Source organism: Microbacterium hanjuni, from assembly GCF_043556395.1.
Taxonomy (GTDB): Bacteria; Actinomycetota; Actinomycetes; order Actinomycetales; family Microbacteriaceae; genus Microbacterium.
This window is the reverse complement of sequence record NZ_JBIGIK010000002.1, coordinates 630436-651645: the sequence shown is the minus strand read 5'-3', so window position 1 is coordinate 651645 and position 21210 is coordinate 630436. Positions and strand designations below refer to the sequence as shown.

22 protein-coding genes are annotated in these 21210 nt (G+C 69.9%); 15 read left to right on the top strand and 7 right to left on the bottom strand.

From position 1 onward, the window contains the following. The first annotated feature begins 60 nt into the window (after positions 1 to 60). Positions 61 to 1548 carry a peptide MFS transporter gene (locus ACFXP5_RS10875; protein ID WP_394544619.1) on the top strand — a complete coding sequence of 496 codons (1488 nt, stop codon included), beginning with the start codon at positions 61 to 63 and terminating at the stop codon, positions 1546 to 1548. A 13-nt stretch (positions 1549 to 1561) separates the two neighbouring features. Here ACFXP5_RS10875 and ACFXP5_RS10870 read toward each other — a convergent pair whose 3' ends face one another. The 3 genes from ACFXP5_RS10870 to ACFXP5_RS10860 are packed head-to-tail and all read right to left on the bottom strand — an operon-like array spanning position 1562 to position 5666. After that, entirely contained in the window at positions 1562 to 2491 is a 930-nt protein-coding gene (locus ACFXP5_RS10870) for a serine hydrolase (protein WP_394528601.1), read from the bottom strand. Positions 2492 to 2545: 54 nt separating this feature from the next. Further along, complete coding sequence (locus tag ACFXP5_RS10865) at positions 2546 to 4510, bottom strand: M13 family metallopeptidase (protein ID WP_394544618.1); 1965 nt, start codon at positions 4508 to 4510, stop codon at positions 2546 to 2548. A gap of 49 nt (positions 4511 to 4559) precedes the next feature. Beyond that, positions 4560 to 5666: an SDR family oxidoreductase gene (locus ACFXP5_RS10860; protein ID WP_394528603.1), complete on the bottom strand. Its 1107-nt coding sequence runs from the start codon at positions 5664 to 5666 to the stop codon at positions 4560 to 4562. A 75-nt stretch (positions 5667 to 5741) separates the two neighbouring features. On the opposite strand from ACFXP5_RS10860, the gene ACFXP5_RS10855 reads away from it, so the two are divergent. Continuing rightward, positions 5742 to 7061, top strand: a complete 1320-nt coding sequence (locus ACFXP5_RS10855; protein ID WP_394544617.1) for an MATE family efflux transporter — start codon at positions 5742 to 5744, stop codon at positions 7059 to 7061. Between the two features lie 41 nt (positions 7062 to 7102). Beyond that, positions 7103 to 7630, top strand: a complete 528-nt coding sequence (locus ACFXP5_RS10850) for a hypothetical protein (protein ID WP_394544616.1) — start codon at positions 7103 to 7105, stop codon at positions 7628 to 7630. 11 nt (positions 7631 to 7641) lie between these two features. Here the strand turns inward: ACFXP5_RS10850 and ACFXP5_RS10845 are convergent, their stop codons facing one another. After that, positions 7642 to 8280 (bottom strand): TrmH family RNA methyltransferase, encoded by a 639-nt coding sequence (locus tag ACFXP5_RS10845; RefSeq protein WP_394544615.1) that lies wholly within the window; start codon positions 8278 to 8280, stop codon positions 7642 to 7644. Between the two features lie 52 nt (positions 8281 to 8332). On the opposite strand from ACFXP5_RS10845, the gene ACFXP5_RS10840 reads away from it, so the two are divergent. Both ACFXP5_RS10840 and ACFXP5_RS10835 read left to right on the top strand, forming a co-directional pair. Further along, positions 8333 to 9637 carry an Nramp family divalent metal transporter gene (locus ACFXP5_RS10840; protein ID WP_394544614.1) on the top strand — a complete coding sequence of 435 codons (1305 nt, stop codon included), beginning with the start codon at positions 8333 to 8335 and terminating at the stop codon, positions 9635 to 9637. A 26-nt stretch (positions 9638 to 9663) separates the two neighbouring features. Then, positions 9664 to 10299, top strand: coding sequence for a metal-dependent transcriptional regulator (locus ACFXP5_RS10835; RefSeq protein WP_394544613.1), 636 nt, complete (start codon positions 9664 to 9666; stop codon positions 10297 to 10299). 39 nt (positions 10300 to 10338) lie between these two features. Here ACFXP5_RS10835 and ACFXP5_RS10830 read toward each other — a convergent pair whose 3' ends face one another. Then, the gene (locus ACFXP5_RS10830) at positions 10339 to 11286 is read right to left on the bottom strand and encodes an SDR family NAD(P)-dependent oxidoreductase (RefSeq protein WP_394544612.1); all 948 of its coding nucleotides are present in this window, start codon (positions 11284 to 11286) and stop codon (positions 10339 to 10341) included. Between the two features lie 121 nt (positions 11287 to 11407). Here ACFXP5_RS10830 and ACFXP5_RS10825 point away from each other — a divergent pair, with 121 nt between their 5' ends. Genes ACFXP5_RS10825 through ACFXP5_RS10815 form a run of 3 tightly spaced genes read left to right on the top strand, consistent with a single transcriptional unit; the run spans position 11408 to position 12932 of the window. Continuing rightward, positions 11408 to 12232, top strand: coding sequence for an HAD-IIA family hydrolase (locus ACFXP5_RS10825; RefSeq protein ID WP_394528610.1), 825 nt, complete (start codon positions 11408 to 11410; stop codon positions 12230 to 12232). Beyond that, the gene (locus ACFXP5_RS10820; RefSeq protein ID WP_394544611.1) at positions 12232 to 12804 is read left to right on the top strand and encodes a YdeI/OmpD-associated family protein; all 573 of its coding nucleotides are present in this window, start codon (positions 12232 to 12234) and stop codon (positions 12802 to 12804) included. Before ACFXP5_RS10825 ends, ACFXP5_RS10820 begins: the two co-directional genes overlap by 1 nt. Beyond that, positions 12804 to 12932 (top strand): hypothetical protein, encoded by a 129-nt coding sequence (locus tag ACFXP5_RS10815; protein WP_394544610.1) that lies wholly within the window; start codon positions 12804 to 12806, stop codon positions 12930 to 12932. Before ACFXP5_RS10820 ends, ACFXP5_RS10815 begins: the two co-directional genes overlap by 1 nt. 9 nt (positions 12933 to 12941) lie before the next feature. Here ACFXP5_RS10815 and pyrE read toward each other — a convergent pair whose 3' ends face one another. Beyond that, positions 12942 to 13520 (bottom strand): orotate phosphoribosyltransferase, encoded by a 579-nt coding sequence (pyrE, locus tag ACFXP5_RS10810; RefSeq protein ID WP_394544609.1) that lies wholly within the window; start codon positions 13518 to 13520, stop codon positions 12942 to 12944. A gap of 50 nt (positions 13521 to 13570) precedes the next feature. Here pyrE and ACFXP5_RS10805 point away from each other — a divergent pair, with 50 nt between their 5' ends. From ACFXP5_RS10805 to ACFXP5_RS10780, 6 genes are all read left to right on the top strand, one after another. After that, positions 13571 to 14416 carry an exodeoxyribonuclease III gene (locus ACFXP5_RS10805; protein ID WP_394544608.1) on the top strand — a complete coding sequence of 282 codons (846 nt, stop codon included), beginning with the start codon at positions 13571 to 13573 and terminating at the stop codon, positions 14414 to 14416. Between the two features lie 201 nt (positions 14417 to 14617). Continuing rightward, on the top strand, positions 14618 to 15871 hold the full coding sequence (locus tag ACFXP5_RS10800) for a histidine kinase (RefSeq protein ID WP_394544607.1): 1254 nt from the start codon (positions 14618 to 14620) through the stop codon (positions 15869 to 15871). After that, a complete protein-coding gene (locus ACFXP5_RS10795) occupies positions 15864 to 16526 on the top strand; it encodes a response regulator (RefSeq protein ID WP_394544606.1) in 663 nt (220 codons plus the stop codon). The genes ACFXP5_RS10800 and ACFXP5_RS10795 overlap by 8 nt, the downstream gene beginning before the upstream one ends. Before the next feature lie 216 nt (positions 16527 to 16742). Beyond that, a complete protein-coding gene (locus tag ACFXP5_RS10790) occupies positions 16743 to 17624 on the top strand; it encodes an ABC transporter ATP-binding protein (protein WP_394528685.1) in 882 nt (293 codons plus the stop codon). Continuing rightward, the gene (locus ACFXP5_RS10785) at positions 17621 to 18757 is read left to right on the top strand and encodes an ABC transporter permease (RefSeq protein ID WP_394544605.1); all 1137 of its coding nucleotides are present in this window, start codon (positions 17621 to 17623) and stop codon (positions 18755 to 18757) included. Before ACFXP5_RS10790 ends, ACFXP5_RS10785 begins: the two co-directional genes overlap by 4 nt. Before the next feature lie 117 nt (positions 18758 to 18874). Further along, the gene (locus ACFXP5_RS10780; RefSeq protein ID WP_394544603.1) at positions 18875 to 20257 is read left to right on the top strand and encodes a glucose-6-phosphate dehydrogenase; all 1383 of its coding nucleotides are present in this window, start codon (positions 18875 to 18877) and stop codon (positions 20255 to 20257) included. 10 nt (positions 20258 to 20267) lie between these two features. Here the strand turns inward: ACFXP5_RS10780 and ACFXP5_RS10775 are convergent, their stop codons facing one another. Further along, positions 20268 to 20648, bottom strand: coding sequence for a VOC family protein (locus ACFXP5_RS10775; RefSeq protein WP_394544602.1), 381 nt, complete (start codon positions 20646 to 20648; stop codon positions 20268 to 20270). Positions 20649 to 20754: 106 nt separating this feature from the next. Here ACFXP5_RS10775 and ACFXP5_RS10770 point away from each other — a divergent pair, with 106 nt between their 5' ends. Beyond that, positions 20755 to 21168, top strand: coding sequence for a VOC family protein (locus ACFXP5_RS10770; protein ID WP_394528621.1), 414 nt, complete (start codon positions 20755 to 20757; stop codon positions 21166 to 21168). Positions 21169 to 21210: the final 42 nt, after the last annotated feature.

The window sequence follows — 21210 nt, the reverse complement described above, 5'->3', positions numbered from 1 at the left end:
GACAGCGAGGGGCCCTGACAAGATCCCGCACGCGTGAGGGCGCCTCGCTACCCTGAGGGCATGGCTGACGCGACATCGCCTCCTGAGCCCCCGGTGACCACGGCGAGCGGCGACACCGACAGGCGGTTCTTCGGCCAGCCGCGAGCGCTCGCCCACGTCTTCGGAGTGGAGATGTGGGAGCGGTTCAGCTTCTACGGCATGCAGGGCATCCTGCTGATCTACCTCTACTACTCCGCCCAGCAGGGCGGCCTCGGTATCGACCAGGCCGTCGCGACGGGCATCGTCGGCGCCTACGGCGGTGCGGTCTATCTGTCCACGATCCTCGGTGCGTGGATCGCCGATCGCCTGCTCGGTTCGGAGCGGGTGCTCTTCTTCAGCGCGATCGTCATCGTGGCGGGCCATGTGAGCCTCGCGCTGCTCCCCGGTGTCCTCGGAGTGGGCGTCGGCCTGATCCTGGTGGCGCTCGGTTCCGGCGGACTGAAAGCGAACGCGACCTCGGTCGTGGGCACGCTCTACTCGCCCGACGACCCGCGGCGGGACGGCGGTTTCTCGCTGTTCTACCTCGGTATCAACCTGGGGGCGTTCCTCGGCCCCCTGCTCACCGGCTTGCTGCAGTCGACGCTCGGCTTCCACTGGGGCTTCGGCCTGGCGGCGGTGGGCATGGTGCTCGGCCTCATCCAGTACTCGATCGGCCGGCGGAATCTCCCCGCGGCGGCACGAGCCGTTCCGAACCCGCTCCCCCGCAACAAGTACGGGCTTTGGGTGGGTATCGCCGTCGCAGCCGTGGTGGTCATCGTCGTGCTCGTGCTCACGGGAGTGATCCGCGCCGACAACCTGGCCGCCGTGGTCATCCTCGTCACCATCGTGGCCACGATCGCCTACTTCGCGGTCATCCTCACCTCACGGCGCCTGGAGCCGGTGGAGCGGTCACGCGTCTTCGGCTTCATTCCGCTGTTCATCGTGAGCGTCGGATTCTGGTCGCTGTACCAGCAGCAGTTCACCGTGTTGACGATCTACTCCGACGAGCGCCTCAACCGCGACCTCTTCGGGTGGGAGATGCCGGTCGCTTGGGTGCAGTCGATCAACCCGGTCTTCATCATCATCCTCTCGGGCGTCTTCGCGGCCGTCTGGACCAAACTCGGGCGCCGCCAAGCCACCACGCCGGTCAAGTTCGCCTTCGGCGCGATCGTGATGGGCCTGGCCTTCCTGCTCTTCCTCGTCTGGGCCAACAGCGGCCAGAACGCGACACCGCTCCTGGCGATCGTCGCGATCCTCTTCGTGTTCACCGTCGCCGAGCTGTTCATCTCCCCCATCGGGCTGTCCGTCTCCACGAAGCTCGCCCCGGCGGCCTTCCACACCCAGATGGTGGCGTTGTTCTTCCTGTCCGTCGCCCTCGGTACGGCGGTCGCCGGCCAAGTCGCCACCCTGTACGACCCGACGAACGAGGTGCCCTACTTCGCGATCCTCGGGTCGATCGCCATCGTGCTCGGGATCGCGCTCCTGGCCGTGACCAAGCCCGTCCTGGCCCTCATGAAGGGCGTGCGCTAGGGCGCCGCGAGCCTCAGAACACGTACTCCATCAGCTCGACGCCGAGGGTGCGGAACGCCTCGTGCGCGCGCAGGCGGTGGGTGATCGACAGATCGTCGAACGCAACGATGAGCGCATAGGACACGCCCGCCCGCGGACCTGCGAGCACTCCCGCTTCGGCGCGAACGCCCGTCTCCCGGCCGGTCTTGTTGACGAAGAGGAGGTCGTGCTCGTCGTGCTCGTGCGCGAAGGGGTCCAGGCCCGTCGCGGAGGCGACGAGGCTGAGGTCGTGGTTGAGGCTCAGCCATTCCGCGACCTGCGCGCTGACCCCCGGCGTGACCGCGCGCGAATTCACCAGCGCGGAGAACAAGCTCGACAGCTCCCGCGCCGAGGCGAGTGCCACTTGCGGCGCATCGTCGAGCCCGCGGGTGTCGCGGAACCGGTCGAGCAGCGCCGAGCGTGCCATCCCGAGGGAGTCGAAGCGGGCACGCACCGCCGGTAGGCCGACGCGGGCCAGGAGCACGTTCGCGGCGAGCGCGTCGCCCGTCGCTGCGGCCAAGACGGCGACGTCGACGAGCGGGAGGGCCGGTGCCTTCAGGTGGCGCCAGATGCCCGCGACACCCACCGCATCGACGGCGCTGCGCTCGACGATCTCGAGCGGGTCGATCCGTCCGTCCTCGAAAGCTGCCGCCACCTCGATGAGCAACGGCACCATCCCGATACCGCCGACGGGCAGCATCTCGTTGTCATCGCCCTGCAGCACCGGCGTGCCGCGATCGAGGTCGTCCACGCGCACCGAGACGCGTGCCCCGGAGCCCGCGACGAGGTCGAGTGCGCGCAGGGTCGAGGAGAACGACCGAGTCGCCGATCCGGTGCGGCGCGGTGAGCGCCGCGTTCCACCACGGTTGGCACCGCGGGTTCCCTCGGCGGCCGAGTCATGCGGGGAGTGTGGAGTGATTCCCACGGTGAAGTACCTCCCCAGTCAGTGACGCAGCATCCGAATCACACCAGACGCGGGTTACCAGATGGTGACCCGACGGTCCGGATCGAGCCAGAGATCGTCGGACTCGGTGACGTCGAAGGCGTCGTAGTACGCGTCGATGTTGCGCACGATCTGGTTGCAGCGGAACTCGTTCGGCGAGTGGGGGTCGATCGTGAGCAGCCGGATCGTCTCGGCCTCACGGCCCTTCTGCTGCCAGACCTGCGCCCAGCTGAGAAGCAGGCGCTGCGTGCCGGTGAAGCCGTCGACCACCGGCGACTCGGCGTCGCCGAGCGAGAGCTGGTAGGCCTTCAGGGCGATGCCGAGTCCGCCCAGGTCGCCGATGTTCTCCCCGATCGTGAGCTCGCCGTTGACCTTGTGCTCGTCACCGAGTCCGACGGGCACGAGATCGTTGTACTGCTCGATCAGGCTGCGCGTGCGCTGCTCGAACGCCGCACGGTCATCGTCGGTCCACCAGTCGCGCAGCGACCCGTCGCCGTCGAAGCGGCTGCCCTGGTCGTCGAACCCGTGGCCGATCTCGTGACCGATGACCGCGCCGATACCGCCGTAGTTGGCGGCAGCATCCCGATCCGCGTCGAAGAACGGGTACTGCAGGATCGCCGCCGGGAACACGATCTCGTTCATGAGCGGGTTGTAGTAGGCGTTCACCGTCTGCGGGGTCATGAGCCACTCGTCGCGGTCGATCGGCTTGCCGACCTTCGCGAGCTGGCGATCGTGCTCGGCGACGTGAGCGCGGCGCACGTTGCCGACGAGGTCGGTGGCATCGATCTCGAGCAGGTCGTAGTCGCGCCACTTCACGGGGTAGCCGATCTTCGGGGTGAAGGCGTCGAGCTTGGCGAGCGCCCGCTCGCGGGTCGCCGGGCTCATCCACTCGAGTGCTTGGATCGACTGCCGGTATGCCTCGACGACGTTGGCGACGAGTTCGTCCATCGCTTCCTTCGCGGTGGGCGGGAAGTGCCGTTCGACGTAGACCCGCCCGACGGCCTCGCCCATCGCCGCCTCGACGAGGCCGACGCCGCGCTTCCAGCGCTCGCGGTTGACCGGAACACCGGTGAGCTGCGTGCCGTAGAAGGCGAAGTTCTCGGCCACGAAATCGTCGGACAGGAAAGCGGCGCCGGCGTGCACGACCTTGAAGCGCAGCCACGCCTTCCAGTCCTCGAGCCGCTCCTCGGTGAGCACGCTCGACAGCGACTCGATGAAGCTCGGCTGGTACAGCACGACCTCGCTGAAGGCGTCGCGATGCTCGGGCGCGACGCTCTCGAGCCACGGGGCGAGGTCGACACCGGCGAGGGCCACCGTGTCGTCCCACGAGCGCAGGTTGTAGGTGGCGACCGCGTCGCGGCTGCGCACCTTGTCCCAGTGGTGGGAGGCCAGCTCCGACTCGAGTGCGAAGATGCGATCGGCGGATGCTGCGGGCTCCGCCACGTTCGCGAGCTCGAGGATGCGCTCGATGTGCGCGCGGTAGGCGCTGCGGATCTCTTCGAAGTTGTCCTGGCGGTAGTAGCTCTCGTCGGGGAGCGACAGCCCACCCTGGATGAGGAACGGCACGTAGCGCTGCGGGTTGCCCGGGTCGGGCTCGACGTACAGCTCGATGAGGCCGTTGACGCCCTCGCGCTCGAGCTCGCCGATCGTGCGCAGCAGCGAGGGGATGTCGGTCACCGCGTCGACGCGCGCCAACTGGTCGGCCAGCGGGGCGGCACCGAGCGCGGCGATGCGCTCGGTGTCCATGAAGCTCGTGAACAGGTCGCCGATCTTGCGTGTCTCGGTGCCGGGATCAGCATCCTGCGACTCGACGATGATCGTCTGCACGTCCTTCTCGGCCTGCTCGGCGAGCAGGTGGAACGCACCCCAACGGGCCTTGTCGTCGGGAATGTCGGTGCGCTCGAGCCAGCGACCGTTCACGTAGCGGAACAGGTCGTCCTGGGGGCGGATCTCGGTGCTCAGGTCGTCGAGCGCGAGGCCGGATCGGGGGGAGTCGGTCATGCGTCCAGGATAGGCGCCGGTGGCGACGTGGTGGCTGGGAGCCGGCCGGTCAGGCAGGCGGGATGAGCCCCTCGGCGCGGTAGCGGTCGAACAGGGCGGTGAACGAATCGACGGTGCGGTGGTGCACCGAGAATCCCGCCAACCGCGACTTGCTGATGTCGGTCACGACCTCGAGCTGGCGGCCGAGGTCGGCGTCGGTGTGCCACCACGATGCGACCCGGCTGAGATCGGGCTCGACGAGCCCGTGCTCGGCGGCGATACGCTGCCACACGTCCTGGGCACCGGCCATCCGCTGCTCGAGCGGCTGCGGCTCGGCCTCCGGGCCGACCGGCTCGACGCCGAAGTACTCCGCCAGGCGGGTCCACATCCAGCGCCAGCGGAAGACATCGCCGTTGACCACGTTGAACGCCTCGTTGCTCCCGGCGTCGGAGGTCGCCGCCCACAGCATCTGCTCGGCGAGAACGGTGGCGTCGGTCATGTCGGTCAGGCTGTCCCACTGGGTGAGTGACCCCGGGAACACGAACGGCTCACCCAGGTCGCGGCAGATCGAGGCATACACCGCGAGGGTCAGGCCCATGTTCATCGCGTTGCCGACCGCGTGGCCGATGACGGTGTGCGAGCGGTGCACCGACCAGGTGAATCCGTCGCGCTCGGCAGCGGCGAAGAGCTCGTCCTCCTGCGCGTAGTAGAAGTTCGGCGCGTCCAGCCGCGCCTCCTCCTCGTGGAACGGGGTGTCGGGCATCGCGCCCTGCCCGTACGTCTCGAACGGGCCGAGGTAGTGCTTCAGACCGGTGACGAGGGCGACGTGCTCGAGGGGCGCGTGCGAGAGGGCCGCCAGCAGGTCGCGCACCATCCCGCCGTTCACGGCGATGTTCTCCTCCTCCGTCTCCTGCCGCGACCACGCGGTGAAGAAGACGTGCGTGGGCTTCTCGTCGGCGAGCACCCGTGCCAGGTCGTCGGCGGAGCGCAGGTCGGCCGACAGCGGACGCACGCCCGGTCGCTCGGCGATGGGCCGCCGCGAAAGCGCCGTGACCGGCCACCCCTGTGCGCTCAATAGGTCGACGAGCGCCGAACCGCCGATGCCGGTGGCCCCCACGACGAGGGCGCTACGGGGGGCGGATGCTGCGGAATCGGGAGCCTGCGCGGGGGAAGTCATCCCCCGTCGCAACGCCGTCGCGACTCAGGCATTCCCCAACAGCACGCGGCGAGCGCCTCGTCCTAGGCTCGTGAGGTGACCAGCGCGACGCTCAACCGCGACATCCTGCGCCTCGCCGTGCCCGCGCTGGGCGCCCTCATCGCCGAGCCGCTGTTCCTCATCGTCGATTCGGCCCTCATCGGTCACCTCGGCGTCGACCCGCTCGCGGGGCTCGGCATCGCCGGCGCGATCCTGCAGACCATCGTCGGGCTCATGGTCTTCCTCGCCTACTCCACGACCCCGGCCGTCGCGCGGCGCTTCGGCGCCGGTGACCCGACCCGCGCCGTGTCGGCCGGCATCGACGGCATGTGGCTCGCGCTCGGCATCGGCGGCGTCCTCGCCCTCGCCGGCGTGCTGTCGACCCCCACGCTCGTGTCGCTCTTCGGAGCGAGCGAAGCGGTCGCCGAGCAGGCCGAGATCTACCTCGGCATCTCGGTGTGGGGCCTTCCCGCGATGCTCATCGTCTTCGCCGCGACCGGATTGCTGCGCGGAATGCAGGACACCGTGACTCCCCTCTGGGTCGCCGGGCTCGGCTTCGGCACCAACGCCGTGCTCAATTTCGTCTTCATCTACGGCTTCGGCTGGGGCATCGCCGGCTCGGCGGTGGGAACGGTCGTCGCCCAGTGGGGCATGGTCGCCGCGTACGTCGTGGTGGTGGGGCGCCTCGCGCGACGGCACTCAGCATCCGTTCGTCCGCAACGGGAGGGCGTACAGGGCTCGGCCCTGTCGGGGGGATGGATGCTGCTGCGCACCGTGAGTCTGCGCGGAGCGCTGCTGGTGACCGTCGTCGTGGCGACCGGCCTCGGCGCGCCCGAGCTCGCCGGCTGGCAGGTGGTGTTCACGATCTTCTCGACCGCCGCCTTCGCCCTCGACGCCCTCGCGATCGCCGCGCAGGCGCTCGTCGGCAAGGGACTCGGCGCGGGCGACGATGAGGGCGTGCAGCGCGTGCTCCGCCGCACGACCGCGTGGGGCGTGTGGTTCGGGGTGCTCGTGGGAGGGATGATCGCCGCCCTGTCGGGCGTGATCGGGCTCGTGTTCACTGGAGACCCCACGCTCGCGGCGCTGATCCAGCCCGCGCTGCTCGTGCTGGCCGTGGGCCAGCCGCTCGCCGCCGTCGTGTTCGTGCTCGACGGGGTGCTCATCGGGGCGGGAGACGGCCGTTACCTCGCTCTCGCGGGCGGGCTCAACCTGCTCGTGTTCGCCCCGGCGATCGTGCTCGTCGCCGTCCTCGCCCCGGGCGGCGCCGCGGGCCTCGCCTGGGTGGCCGTCGCGTTCTTCGGCGTCTATATGCTGGCGCGTCTCGCCACCCTCGGGTGGCGCGTGCGGGGAGCCGCCTGGACCACCGCCGGAGCCTGACCTCACCCGCAACACCCAGGCATCTTCCCTAGCGTCGAACGATGACGAAGCTCACGCGTGCTCTTCTCATGACCCTTCCCACCGCCGCCCTGATGGCCGGGTGCACGGCCACGACCTTCCCCGAGGCCACCAGTGAACCGGCGGAATCCACTCCCTCCCCCACCTCCAGCGGCTCGACGCTTCCGGAAGGCGACGCCGCCAGGGCGTGGCTCGACGACGTGCTTCCGCTCGGCGTGCGCGAGGGGTCGCAAGGTGCGACCGGTCGCGGTGTCGAGCGCCTCACTGCCGACGGGCCGAGCATGCTGGGCATCACGGAGGGGGACGGACGGTGGGAGATCACCCTGACGTGCCAGAGCATCGACGGCTCCACGGTCAGCTACTTCCTCGAGTCCTCCGCGGCGGTCATCGACGAACCTGCCGTCCTCGAGTGCTCACGGCCGGGAGAGCAGCAGACGTTCACGGCGAACATCCTCTACGACGGGCGCACCGAGGCCACGATGCGGCTGACGGCGGAGTCGGATGCGATCGTCGCCTACGACGTGCGCTCCCACGTCGGGCCGGTGGGCTGAGACCCGCCGGGCTAAGCCGCCCACCTCCGGCACCACTCGTACATCACGACGGCCGCTGCGGCCGAGGCGTTGAGCGAGCGGGTCGAGCCGTACTGGGTGATCTCGACGACACCGGATGCTGCCGCCACAGCCTCCGGCGAGAGTCCGGGCCCCTCTTGACCGAACAGCAGGACGCAAGCCTCGGGCAGTTCTGCCCGGTCGACGGGAACGGAACCCTCGACGTTGTCGACCGCGATGACCGGCAAGGATTCCGACGCCGCCCACGCGGCGAAGGCGGCAACGTCTTCGTGGTGGCGCACGTGCTGATACCGGTCGGTCACCATCGCCCCACGACGGTTCCACCGGCGCTTGCCGATGATGTGCACCTCGGCGGCGAGGAACGCGTTCGCGCTGCGCACGATCGAGCCGATGTTCAGGTCGTGCTGCCAATTCTCGATCGCGACGTGGAACGGGTGGCGCCGTTCATCGAGGTCGGCGACGATCGCGTCCATGCGCCAGTACCGGTAGCGGTCGATGACGTTGCGGCGGTCGCCGGCCGTCAACAGCTCGGGGTCGTAGCGCTCATCCTCCGGCCAGTCGCCCTCCCACGGCCCGACGCCGTGCAAGACGGTCGCCTCGGGCTCTTCGGGCGTATCCGTTCCGTCGCTCACCGCCTCAGGCTAGGTGATTTCGGTCACCCGAAAAGTGCCCTAAAGTTTCGGTATGCCGAAAACGTCGCTGTCGACAGCCGCACCGGGGAGGGAGGCGCGCCCGGCCGGCGCCGCCCGCGCGCGCTGGCTCATCGGACCGGCACTCGTCGCCGGCGTCGCCTACCTCGACCCCGGCAACGTGGCGAGCAATATGACTGCGGGCGCCGCCTTCGGATACCTGCTGGTCTGGGTCGTGGTGGTCGGCAACCTCATGGCGTGGCTGATCCAGTACCTCTCCGCGAAGCTCGGCATCGTCACCGGCCAGAGCCTGCCTGAGACCCTCGGTCATCGCATCCGCAGCCCGTGGGGGCGACGCGCCTATTGGCTGCAAGCCGAGCTGGTCGCGATGGCGACCGACATCGCCGAGGTGATCGGCGGGGCGGTCGCGCTCAACCTGCTGTTCGACGTTCCGCTCCTGTGGGGCGGCGTCATCACGGGAGCCGTGTCGATGGTGCTGCTGGTGGTGCAATCGCGCCGGGGCGCGCGCCCGTTCGAGTTCATCGTCATCGGGATGGTCGCGATCATCGCCCTGGGGTTCACGTTCGGCGTCTTCATCGGCCCGCCCGATCCGGCCGCCATCGTGGGCGGGTTGGTGCCGCGGTTCGAGGGGAGCGCGTCGGTGCTGCTCGCAGCATCCATCCTCGGCGCGACGATCATGCCGCACGCGATCTACGCGCACTCCGCCCTCGCGCGCGACCGCTTCGCCGTGGCCCCCGCCCTGCCCGACGCCCCCGAGCGAACGCTCGAGCAGGCTCGCGGCATCGGCACCGCGCGCCTGCTGCGTGCCACGCGGTGGGACGTCACGATCGCGATGGCGATCGCCGGCACAGTGAACCTCTGCATCCTGCTGCTCGCCGCCGCGAACCTGTCGGGCGTCGCGGGCACCGACACCCTCGAGGGCGCCCACGCCGCCCTCGCCGCGGGTCTCGGCCCCCTCGTGGCCACCCTGTTCGCCGTGGGACTGCTCGCCAGCGGCCTCGCCTCGACCTCGGTCGGGGCCTACGCCGGAGCCGAGATCATGCACGGCCTGCTGCGGGTGCGGATCCCGCTGCTCGCACGACGGCTCGTGACCCTCGCGCCCGCGCTGCTCATCCTCGGCGCCGGGCTCGACCCGACCGCGGCGCTCGTGCTCAGCCAGGTCGTGCTGTCGTTCGGCATCCCCTTCGCGCTCATCCCGCTGATCGCGCTGACGGCGAAGCGCGAAGTGCTCGGGCCGTTCCGCAACCGCATCGCGACAACGGTCGCCGGTGTCGCAGCATCCGTCTTCCTGATCGCCCTCAACGCGATCCTGCTCTGGCTGATCCTCACCGGCAGCTGACGCGGCACGGCGGCTAGCCTGGTGTGGTGGCCTCTCCTGCCGTCGACGACTATCTCAAGACGATCTACCACCACACCGAGTGGCAGGACGAGCGGATCACTCCCTCGCAGCTCGCCGCGGTTCTCGGACTCGCGCCGTCGAGCGTCACCGAGATGGTGAAGAAGCTCGCAGCGCAAGGCCTGGTCACCCACCGCCCCTATGGTCCGGTTGCGCTCACCGACACCGGACGCCTGCGTGCGGCGGCCGTCATCCGCCGCCACCGCCTCATCGAGACGTGGCTGGTCGAGGAGTTCGGCTACGGCTGGCACGAGGTGCACGACGAAGCCGAAGTGCTCGAGCACACCGTGAGCGACCGCCTCCTCGACGGCATCGACGCGCGGCTCGGACGCCCGCGGTTCGACCCGCACGGCGATGCGATTCCGGATGCTGCGGGGGTCGTGCACCGGGAGGAGTTCGTGCTGCTGGCCGATGCGGCGCCCGGGCATCGGGGGCGCGTGCTGCGGGTGAGCGACCGCGATCCCGAGCTGCTGCGCGCCCTGGTCGACGCGGGCATCGAGGTCGGCATCGACGTCGAGGTGCGAGGCGAGGGCACCGTCCGTCTCGCGGAGGCCGATCTGCCGCTGCCCCCGGGCGCCTCCGACGCGGTGTGGCTGACCGCCTGAGCGCGTGCAGGTCGCGCACTCGCGGACAGAGCCGCTCGCTCAGCCGGCGGCGCGGGCGGCCTGGGCGAAGGGCCAGTGCACCCCGGTCGCGTCCTCGCACGTGCGCCACAGGCGATCGCCCACCTCGAGACTGCGGGTGAGCGGCGCGGCACGCGCGCGGCGCGGTTCGCCCTGGGTCACGAACCGCGGACCCCAGAACTGCCCGCCCGAGGCGTCAGCATCCACCAACGCCCGCACCAACGGCCAGGCACCGTGCTCCTTGGACTGGGTGAGCACCGCCTGCAGCTGGGCGGTGAAGCGCCCGCGCCGGGTGGGCTCGTTGACGCCGCGCACACCGACCGTGCGACCGCTGACGGAGTAGCCCGGGTGAGCGACCAGGCTCTGCACGGGCACGCCGGTCGCACGCAGGCGCCGCTCGGCCTCGAAGCCGAGCGCGGTGGTCGCGACCTTGGATTGCACATACGCGCGCCAGCCCGAGTAGCCGCGCTTCAGTTGCGGATCGACGGGGTCGTACTTCCAGAGCGAGGTCGACATGCTGCCGACCCACACCATGCGCCCGCGCGCTTCGGCGAGCGCGGGCAACAGCTCGCCCGCGAGCGCGTAGTGGCCGAGCACGTTGGTCGCGAAGACGAGCTCGTTGCCGTCCTGGGTCGACCGCTTCTTCGGGGGGTGCACGATGCCCGCGTTCAGCAGCAGCCCGTCGAGGCCGCCGCGGGCGCGAACGGTCGCCGCCGCGGCCCGCACCGAGCCCATCTTGCTCGTGTCGAGAAGCAGGGTTTCGACGGATGCTTCCGGCACCCGGCGAACGAGCGCGGCGCGCGCGGCGACCATGCGATTCGGGTTTCGGCCCGTGAGCAGAACGTGCGCTCCGGCGCGCGCGAGCTGCTCGGAGGAGAAGAACCCGAGCCCCTTCGTGGCGCCCGTGACGAGGTAGGTACGCCCTGTCAGGTCGGGCAGCTGACGAGGGTTCCACTCGGGTCGCGTCACACCTCGACATTAGCCCGGAGGCGGCGCGAATCCGGGGTATGTCGCTCGGGGAATAAGTCGGCTATGGGACCGGCACAAACGGTCCTCTGCGTGGGGCAGGACGCGGGTCTAGGCTGAGCGCATGCGGACCCGCGGCGATATCGAATGCTGGCTGACCGACATGGACGGCGTGCTCGTTCACGAGAACGTGCCCATCCCCGGCGCGTCCGAGTTGCTCGCGCAGTGGCGAGACGAGGGAACCCCCTTCCTGGTGCTCACGAACAACTCCATCTACACCCCCCGCGACCTGAGCGCGCGTCTCAGGGCGTCGGGGCTCGTCGTGCCCGAAGCCGCCATCTGGACCTCGGCACTGGCGACCGCGGACTTCCTGAAATCGCAGAAGCCGGGCGGCACCGCGTTCGTCATCGGCGAGGTCGGGCTGACCACGGCGCTGCACGAAGCCGGGTTCATCATGACCGAGACCCACCCCGACTACGTGGTCGTCGGGGAGACGCGGAACTACTCCTTCGAAGCGATCACCAAGGCCATCCGCTTCCTCCGCGCCGGCGCGCGCTTCATCGCGACGAACCCCGACGCGACCGGCCCCTCGGCGGAAGGTGTCCTGCCCGCCACGGGGGCGATCTCAGCTCTCATCACCAAGGCGACCGGCATGGAGCCGTACGTCGTCGGCAAGCCCAACCCGATGATGTTCCGTTCGGCGCTCAACCGCATCGGCGCCCACTCCGAGACCACGGGCATGATCGGTGACCGCATGGACACCGACGTGGTCGCCGGCATCGAGGCGGGCCTGCACACGGTGCTCGTGCTCACCGGCATCAGCGACCAGGCCGAGATCGACCGCTACCCCTTCCGCCCGGATGAGATCCTCACCTCGGTCGCCGAGCTCATCCGCGACGAACCCGCGGAGACCGAGATGCCCGAGGCCGGGATCACCGAAGGGCTCTGATGGGCGCCCTCGACGAAGGCGAGCGGGTCGTCGCGAAGGACGCGGTCACGTGGCGAGCGTGGCTCGAGGAGAACCACGAGACCTCCCGTGGGGCGTGGCTCGTGCGTGGCCGCTCCGGATTCGCCGACCGCCACATCCCGTACGAGGACGCCATCGTGCACGCCCTCTGCTTCGGCTGGATCGACGGCCCGGTGCGGGTCTTCGACGAGGAGAGCACCGGTCTGTGGTTCTCCCCTCGCCGCCCCGCGAGCGGGTGGGCGGCCACCAACAAGGCGCGGCTGCTGCGTATCGAAGCAGAGGGGATGATGGCGCCCGCCGGCGCGCGAGCGATCGAGGTGGCCAAGGCCAACGGCTCGTGGGAGATGCTCGATGGCCCCGAGGCGGGCATCGAACCCGAGGAGTTCGCCCTCGCTTTGGATGCGAATCCGGCCGCGCGGGCCAACTGGGACACGTTTCCCCCGTCGACGAAGAAGTTCGGACTCACTCAGATCGCCATGGCCAAGCGGCCCGCGACCCGCACCGCGCGGATCACCAAGATCGTCGCCGACGCGGCGGAGGGAAAGCGCCCCTGATGGATGACCGCACCGCGATACTGCTCGTCTCGTTCGTCACGATCGCGGGCACCTTGGTCGCCTTCATCTGGCAGTGGGTGCGCAGGCGCCGCTCCGGCGATGACGAGGGCGGCGACGAGTTCGACTGAGGCGACGCGCTACTGCGGGGCGAGCCCGAGATCGTCGAGGTCGATCGCCGCGAGCCACTGAAGCCCCTCGGCTTCGACGGCGGCCTGCGCCCCTGTGCGGCGGTCGACGATCACCGCGACCGCGACGACCTCGGCGCCCTCCCGGCGGAGTACCTCGACGGCCTTGAGCGCGGACTGACCGGTCGTCGAGGTGTCCTCGACGACGACGACGCGTTTGCCGGCGACATCCGCCCCCTCGATCTGCCGCCCGCGTCCGTGGTCCTTCGGCTCCTTGCGCACCACGAACGCGTCGAGCGGCGTTCCGGCGTGGACGGACTCGTGCAGCATCGCGTTCGCGATCGGGTCGGCGCCCAGCGTCAGACCGCCGACGGCGACGACCCCGTCGACATCGCGGATCAGGTCGAGCATGATGCGCCCGATCGCCGGGGCTGCCCGGTGATCGAGCGTGAGCTTGCGCATATCGACGTAGTACGTCGCCTTCTTGCCGCTGGACAGCGTGAAATCGCCGTGGAACACGGCCTCGTCGGTGATCAGAGCGATGAGGTTCTGGCGATCGGCTTCGATCTCGGGCGTGGTCGCGACGGTCATGCTCCCGAGTCTATTCAGCCGCGTCGGCGGGCGCCCGTAGGCTGGAAACCATGCGCCTGGCCACCTGGAACGTCAACTCGATCCGCGCCCGCGTCACCCGCACCGTCGAGTTCGCCGTTCGCGAGCACATCGACGTGCTGGCGATGCAGGAGATCAAGTGCAAGACCGAGCAATTCCCCTACGCCGCGTTCGAGGAGGCGGGCTATCACGTCGCCGCCTACGGCCTCAATCAGTGGAACGGCGTCGCGATCGCCAGCCGCGAGCCGCTCACCGACGTCGAGATCGGATTCCCCGGGATGCCCGGGTTCGCGAAGGGGCAGGAGGGGCCGGATGCTCCCCAGGAGGCGCGCGCGATCGGTGCGACGATCGGCGGGGTGAGGGTGTGGAGTCTGTACGTGCCGAACGGCCGTTCCCTGGACGACCCCCACTACCTCTACAAGCTCGACTGGCTGAACGCGCTGCAGGAGTACACCAGCACGACCCTCGCGCAGACGCCCGACCTGGCCCTCGCTCTCACCGGTGACTTCAACATCGCCCCCACCGACGCCGACAACGGCGCCCCGGGCGTCATCGTGGGTCAGACCACCCACGTGTCGCCGCCCGAGCGTGCCGCCTTCGCCGCCCTCGAATCGGCCGGTCTCACCGACGTCGTGCGCCCGATCATCCCCACCGGCTACACCTACTGGGACTACAAGCAGCTGGCCTTCCCCCGCAACGAGGGCCTGCGCATCGACTTCGTTCTCGGCTCGCATGCCTTCGCCGACGCCGTCGCGGGCGCGGCGATCCACCGCAACGAGCGCAAGGGCGAGGCGCCCAGCGACCACGTCCCCGTCGTGGTCGACCTCGACCTCGCCTCCCCCGAGGAAGACGACGACCGGCCGATGATCTTCGGCTGAGCGCCGGCATGGCGGCCGGCATCGGTCGAGTCGACATGGCACCGCCCAGAAGACACGCGAGCGACGCCGCCGGCATGTCGTCTCGGCGGGATGATGTCGACTCGGCGGGCGTTGGCCTCGAGCTCGGCGCCGGCATCCGCTTCGAGATTCTCCCCCGTGAGGCGGATGCTGCGGCACGGCCGCGTCTCGTAGCGTGAGGGAATGGTTCCCACTCGCGCGCAGAGCCGCGCCGATCTCGGCCTCGCCGCCGTCGTCTTCGTCGGCGCGCTGATCAGCGCGACCCTCTCGGCGGTGGCGGGGATGTACGGCGCCGACCAGGCGGACATGCCGCTCACGGTCGCCTACGCCTTCGTGCTCGCGGTTCCCCTGGCCCTCCGGCGCCGGTGGCCCGCCACGGTCGCGGTGATCGTGTCGGCCGCGTATTTCCTGGCGGTCACCCTGCACATCCCCGAGATCTACGCCGGGAACATCGCGATGTTCATCGCGCTGTACACCGTCGGCGCCTGGTCGCTCGACCGGCGCCGGGCGACGATCGTGCGCATCGGCATCATCACGGGCATGTTCTTGTGGCTCGTCGTGGTGATGTTCATCGACGCGACCCAGGATCTCCCCGATGGTGTCGATGAGAGCTTCTCCCGAGCCGGGGCCTTCTCGCCGTACGTCGCGTACACCCTGCTGACGATCCTCCTCAACGTGCTCTACTTCGGCGGCGCGTATTACTTCGGCGAGCGCGCTTACCAGCAGATGCGCGAGCGCCGCGCCCTCGAGGAACGCACCGCCGAGCTCGAGAGGGAACGCGAGGTCACCGCAGCTCAAGCCGTCGCGCTCGATCGCGTGCGCATCGCCCGGGAGCTGCACGACGTGGTCGCGCACCACGTGTCGCTGATGGGGGTGCAAGCGGGAGCTGCGCGTTCGGTCATGGCGAAGGACCCCACTCATGCCCGGGAGATCCTCGAGAGCGTCGAGTCGTCTGCCCGCGATGCACTCAGCGAACTGCGCCAACTGCTGGCGACGCTGCGCACCCCGGGCGGCGAACCCGACACCGACACGGCGCCCACGACGCGCGGGCTCGCGGCGATCCCGGCGCTGGTCGAAGAGGCGAGCGCCGGCGGAATGCCGACGCGGTTCGCCGTCATCGGCGAACCCGTACCGGTGCCGGAGGTCGCCCAGGTGAACCTCTACCGGATCGCCCAGGAGGCGCTGACGAACGCGCGTCGGCACGGCGGGCCGGGCGCCACCGCCGACGTGCGACTGCGCTACACCCCCACGATCGTCGAGCTGGAGGTATCGAACACCGGCCGCATGGCCGCAGCGGCCCCCGGCCTCGGCCAACTCGGCATGCGAGAGCGCGCCGAGGCGTCGGGGGGAACGCTCGAGCTCGGCGCACGAGCGCGCGGCGGGTACCTGGTGCGCGTGCGCGTGCCCCGTCAGGACGCGGTGGCTGCGCATGTCTGACATCCGCGTCCTGCTGGTCGATGACCACGCCATGATGCGCGCAGGCTTTCGCACCATCCTGTCGCTGGAAGACGACATCACGGTGGTCGGTGAGGCAGCGACGGGACTCGAGGCTGTGGCAGCAGCATCCGCTCTGCGTCCCGCGGTGATCTGCATGGACGTGCAGATGCCCGACATGGACGGCCTCGAGGCGACGCGCCGGATCGTGGCCGATCCGACGCTCGAGGCGGCCGTGTTGATCGTGACGACCTTCGACCGCGACGACTATCTGTTCGCCGCGCTGTCGGCGGGCGCCAGCGGGTTCCTCCTCAAGAACGCCGGCCCTGAAGAGCTCGTCTCGGCCGTGCGGGTCGTGGCGGGGGGCGATGCCCTGCTCGCTCCTGAAGTCACCCGCCGCGTGATCGCGCGCTTCGCGTCGTCCGACGCCGGGCCTCGCGCGGTGGCGGCGCCGCTCGCGCTCGCCGAGCCGCTCACCGAACGCGAGAGCGAGGTGCTGCGGTCGATGGCGGAGGCCCTCAGCAACGCCGAGATCGCGGCGCGCCTGTACATCGGCGAGGCGACCGTGAAGACCCACGTCTCGAACGTGCTGCAGAAGCTCGGCGCGCGCGACCGCGTGCAGGCCGTCGTGCTCGCGCACCGCCACGGCCTCGCCTGACCCCGGCTCCCCCGCCTCGTATCTGCGGCTCCCCTGTCACAAACCGTGGGTCACACCCGCACTTCGTGACAGGGGAGCAAGAAGTGGGGTGCAGGTGGGGCGGGGCTCCCCCGCCAGGGGGAGGGGCAGAACCATCCCGGGGGCGGATGCTGCCGGCGACCCGCCTGCGTAGCGTTCAAGCAGGTGCTCATCCCGGGCGCCGGTGAAGGAGGAGACGTGCTCGAGCTGAGCGGGATCACCAAGAGCTACGGCGGACGCCGCGTACTCGACGACGTGTCGTTCCGGGTGACGCCGGGGCGCCTGACGGGTTTCGTCGGCGGCAACGGCGCGGGCAAGACCACGACGATGCGGATCGCCCTGGGCGTGCTGGCGAAGGACAGCGGACAGGTGGAGCTGAACGGCGCCCCCATCACCGCGGCCGACCGGCGCCGGTTCGGCTACATGCCCGAGGAGCGCGGCCTGTACCCGAAGATGAAGGTCGGCGAGCACATCGCCTATCTCGCGCGACTGCACGGCTACGGCAAGGCCGATGCCACGGCAGCCGCCGAGAGCCTGCTCGATCGCCTCGGGCTGTCGGAGCGCCTCGGCGACAACGTCGAGACCCTCTCGCTGGGAAACCAGCAGCGGGCGCAGATCGCCGCCGCCCTCGTGCACGACCCTGAGGTCCTCATCCTCGACGAGCCGTTCTCAGGTCTCGACCCGATGGCCGTCGACGTGGTCGCGGGAGTGCTGCAGGAACGAGCCGCCGCCGGCGCCGCGGTGCTGTTCTCCTCGCACCAGCTCGACGTCGTCGAGCGCCTGTGCGACGACCTCGTGATCATCGCCGGCGGCACCATCCGCGCCGCCGGGGCCCGCGACTCCCTCCGCGCCGAGCACGCCGGCCAGCGGTACGAACTCGTCTCCGCCGGTGACGCCGGCTGGATCCGCGAACAACCCGGCGTGACGGTGGTCGACTTCGACGGCGGCTATGCGCTGTTCGACGCCGATGCCGCCACGGCGCAGCTCGTGCTGCAGTCCGCCGTCGAGCGCGGCGATGTCGCCAGCTTCGCCCCCCAGCATCCGACCCTCGCCCAGATCTTCAAGGAGGTCATCCAGTGAGCACCGCCACCACCCGCGCCACGGCGCGCGGACCCCAACGCCCCGCACCGGGCGAACTGCAGAGCGTCTGGCTCGTCGCCGAGCGGGAGATCGGCTCGAAGCTGCGCAGCAAGTCGTTCGTGATCTCCTCGGCGGTGCTGCTGCTGCTCGCCCTGGCCGCCGTGATCTGGGGCGGGTTCGCCGCCAACTCCGCGGGCGATGACCGCATCCCCGTCGCCGTCACCTCGAGCACGGAGAGTGACGTGCGCGACGTACCCGGACTGGAGGTGACCGTCGCCGACAGCCCCGACGACGCGACCGCCCTCGTACGAGACGGTTCCGTCGAAGCGGCTCTCGTTCCCGACGCTGCCGGTGGAGCCTTCTCCTACAAGGTCGTGGCCGACGACAGCGCCCCGACCGACGTGCTCCAACTGCTGCAACAGACACCGAACGTCGAGCTGCTCGATCCGGCCGGCGCGATCGACGGAGCGTTGCGCTACCTCGTCGCCTTCGGCTTCGGCATCGTGTTCTTCATGGCGGCCACGACCTTCGGCGCGACCATCTCGCAGAGCGTGGTGGAGGAGAAGCAGACCCGCGTGGTCGAGATCCTCATCTCCGCGATCCCGGTGCGGGCGCTGCTGGCGGGCAAGGTGGTCGGTAACACCGTGCTGGCGATGGGCCAGATCGTCGGCCTCGTGGCGATCGCGATCATCGGACTGGCCGTCACCGGGCAATCCGAGCTCCTGAGCGGCCTGGGCTCGCCCCTGGTCTGGTTCGCGGTCTTCTTCTTCTTCGGCTTCGTGCTGCTCGCCGCGCTGTTCGCGGCGGCCGGCGCGATGGTCTCGCGGCAGGAAGACATCGGCGCGACGACGACTCCCCTGATGCTGCTCGTGATGGCGCCGTACTTCCTCGTCATCTTCTTCAACGACAACCCGGTGGTGCTCACGGTGATGTCGTACGTGCCGTTCTCCGCCCCGGTCGGCATGCCGCTGCGGCTCTACCTGGGTGAGGCGCAGTGGTTCGAGCCGATCATCTCGCTCGCGATCCTCATCGCCACGTGCCTCGGAGCGATCTGGGTCGGAGCGCGGATCTACCAGAACGCGATCCTCCGCATGGGTGCGCGCGTCAAGCTCTCCGAAGCCATGAAGGGCTGAGCGCAGCATCCGCCCCGCTTCACGCCCCTCACCCCTCGCCGACTCTCGGGAGGGGTGAGGGGCGTGAGCTGCACAAGCCGCCCGGCGCATTCACCCGCCGTGGCTAGGGTGAGCGGTATGACGTCCGAAAAGACCACGCTGATCATCCTCGGCGGATCGGGAGACCTCGCTGCGCGCCTGCTGCTGCCCGCACTGGGCCAGCTGCTGACGCGCGAACCCGAGCGCTCGATCGTGCTGCGCGGGGCCGGCATGGTCGACTGGAGCGACGAGAAGTGGCGCGAGGTCGTACGCACCTCCTTCGCCTCCACCGATTCGCAAGCGGCTCTCGCCGCGGTCGCGACGACGACCTACACGCGTGCCGACATCACGAACCCCGATGACCTCGCGAAGCTGCTGGCCGGCAACGAAGGACGGGTGGCGCTCTACTTCGCGGTGCCGCCCGCGATCGCGGCGGCGGCGTGCGAAGCGCTCACCCAGATCGACGTGCCGAAAGACCTCATCCTCGCGCTCGAGAAGCCGTTCGGCAGCGATGAGGCCAGCGCGCACGCGCTCAACGAGACCGTCGAGCGCATCGTGCCCGAGTCGCAGGTGTTCCGCATCGACCACTTCCTGGGCCGTTCGACCACCCTGAACCTCATCGGCGTCCGCGTCGCGAACCGCATCTTCGAACCGATCTGGTCGGCCGAAGACATCGAGTCGGTGTTGATCCGCTACGACGAGGTGCTCGGGCTCGAGGGTCGTGCCGGCTACTACGACAAGGCCGGCGCCCTCGTCGACATGATTCAGAGCCACCTGCTGCAGGTGCTGGCGATCCTGGCGATGGAACCCCCCGCGACGCTCGACCAGCTCGACTTCCGCGACTCCACCTCGGCCGTGCTCCGCGCCACCCACATCTGGAACGACGACCCGGCGACGTACTCGCGTCGCGCGGTCTACACCGCCGGCACGATCGACGAGCGGGCCCTGCCGTCGTACGTCGATGAGCCCGGTGTCGATCCCGCCCGCCACACCGAGACCCTGGCCGAGATCACCTGCGAGGTGCGCACCTCCCGGTGGCAGGGCGTTCCCATCACGCTGCGGTCGGGCAAGGCGCTCGACGACGCCGATCGCGAGGTCGTGATCCGATTCCGCCCGGTGCGGCACATGCCCGCGGGCCTCACCGGCGACATGGAACCGACGGTGCTGCGGTTCTCGCTCGGACCCGACCGGATGGCGATCGATCTGAACGTGACCGGCGGCGTCGATCCGTTCGCCGTCAAGCGCGCCACCCTCGAGGCCGACCTCGGCGAAGGCAGCCTGAAGGCGTACGCCGAGGTGCTGTCGGGCATCCTCGACGGCGACGCCACCCTCTCCGTGCGCGGCGACGCGGCCGAGCAGTGCTGGCGCATCGTGCAGCCCGTCATCGACGCCTGGCGCGCCGACGAGGTCCCGCTCGATGAATACGCCGCCGGCACCGACGGCCCTGCCTCCTGGGCGACGCGTCCGCCGACCGCGTCCTGATCCGGCCGCTTCAGTCGGCGGCGAGCACCGACAGGACGTTCCCCGCGGGGTCGCGGAACCAGGCGATGTCCGGACCCATTTCGCGTGCGATCCCCTTGGCATCCGTCTTCAGTTCGTCGTCGCTGTAGATCTTCGTCGTGACGCCCCGGGCGTTGAGGTCGTCCACGGCGGCGTCCACGTCGTCCACGGGGAAGTTGAGGATCGTGTACCCCGCCGGCTCGTGATCGGGTTTGCCGTACACGAGCACCCGAGCGCCCGAGGGGAGGGCGAGTCGCAGGAACCCCATCGGGTCGTCCTCGACGGCGAGTCCGAGGGTGTCGCGGTAGAACGTGCGCGCCGCATCGATGTCGTCGACCGCGAACCCGCTGAAGGCCCCGTCTGTGTTGAACATGATTCCTCCTCTGCGGCGGCCGGTCCGCCTGCCTCCAGGGTGGCCTCGCCGCACGCCGCTGTCGAGGGGTCATTGAAGGCCCCGGACGACGGGGATACCGTGAGGCATGGTCTCCTCGTTCCGCGGACTCGCGCAGGTCAACCTCTTCGCCGACGACGTCGCGGCGGCCCGCGACTGGTACGCCGCCGTTCTCGGTATCGACCCGTACTTCGAGAGACCGGATGCTGCGAACCCGGCCTACGTCGAGTTCCGCGTCGGCGACGACCAGGACGAATTCGGCATCGTCTCATCCGCCTTCCGCCCGGCCGACGCCGCGACGACCCCCGGCGGCGTGATCGCCCGGTGGCACGTCGATGACATCCAGGCGGTCGCCGACGACCTGCTCGCTCGAGGAGCCGCGGTGTGGGAGCCGGTGATCGAGCGCGAGGCGCAGTTCTTCACCGCATCCGTCGTCGACCCGTTCGGCAACGTGCTCGGACTCATCCAGAGCCCGCACTATCTCGAGCGGAATACCCCGTGAAATCCCCCCTCCGGGCGGCGTCACTTTAGACGGCACGGTCGT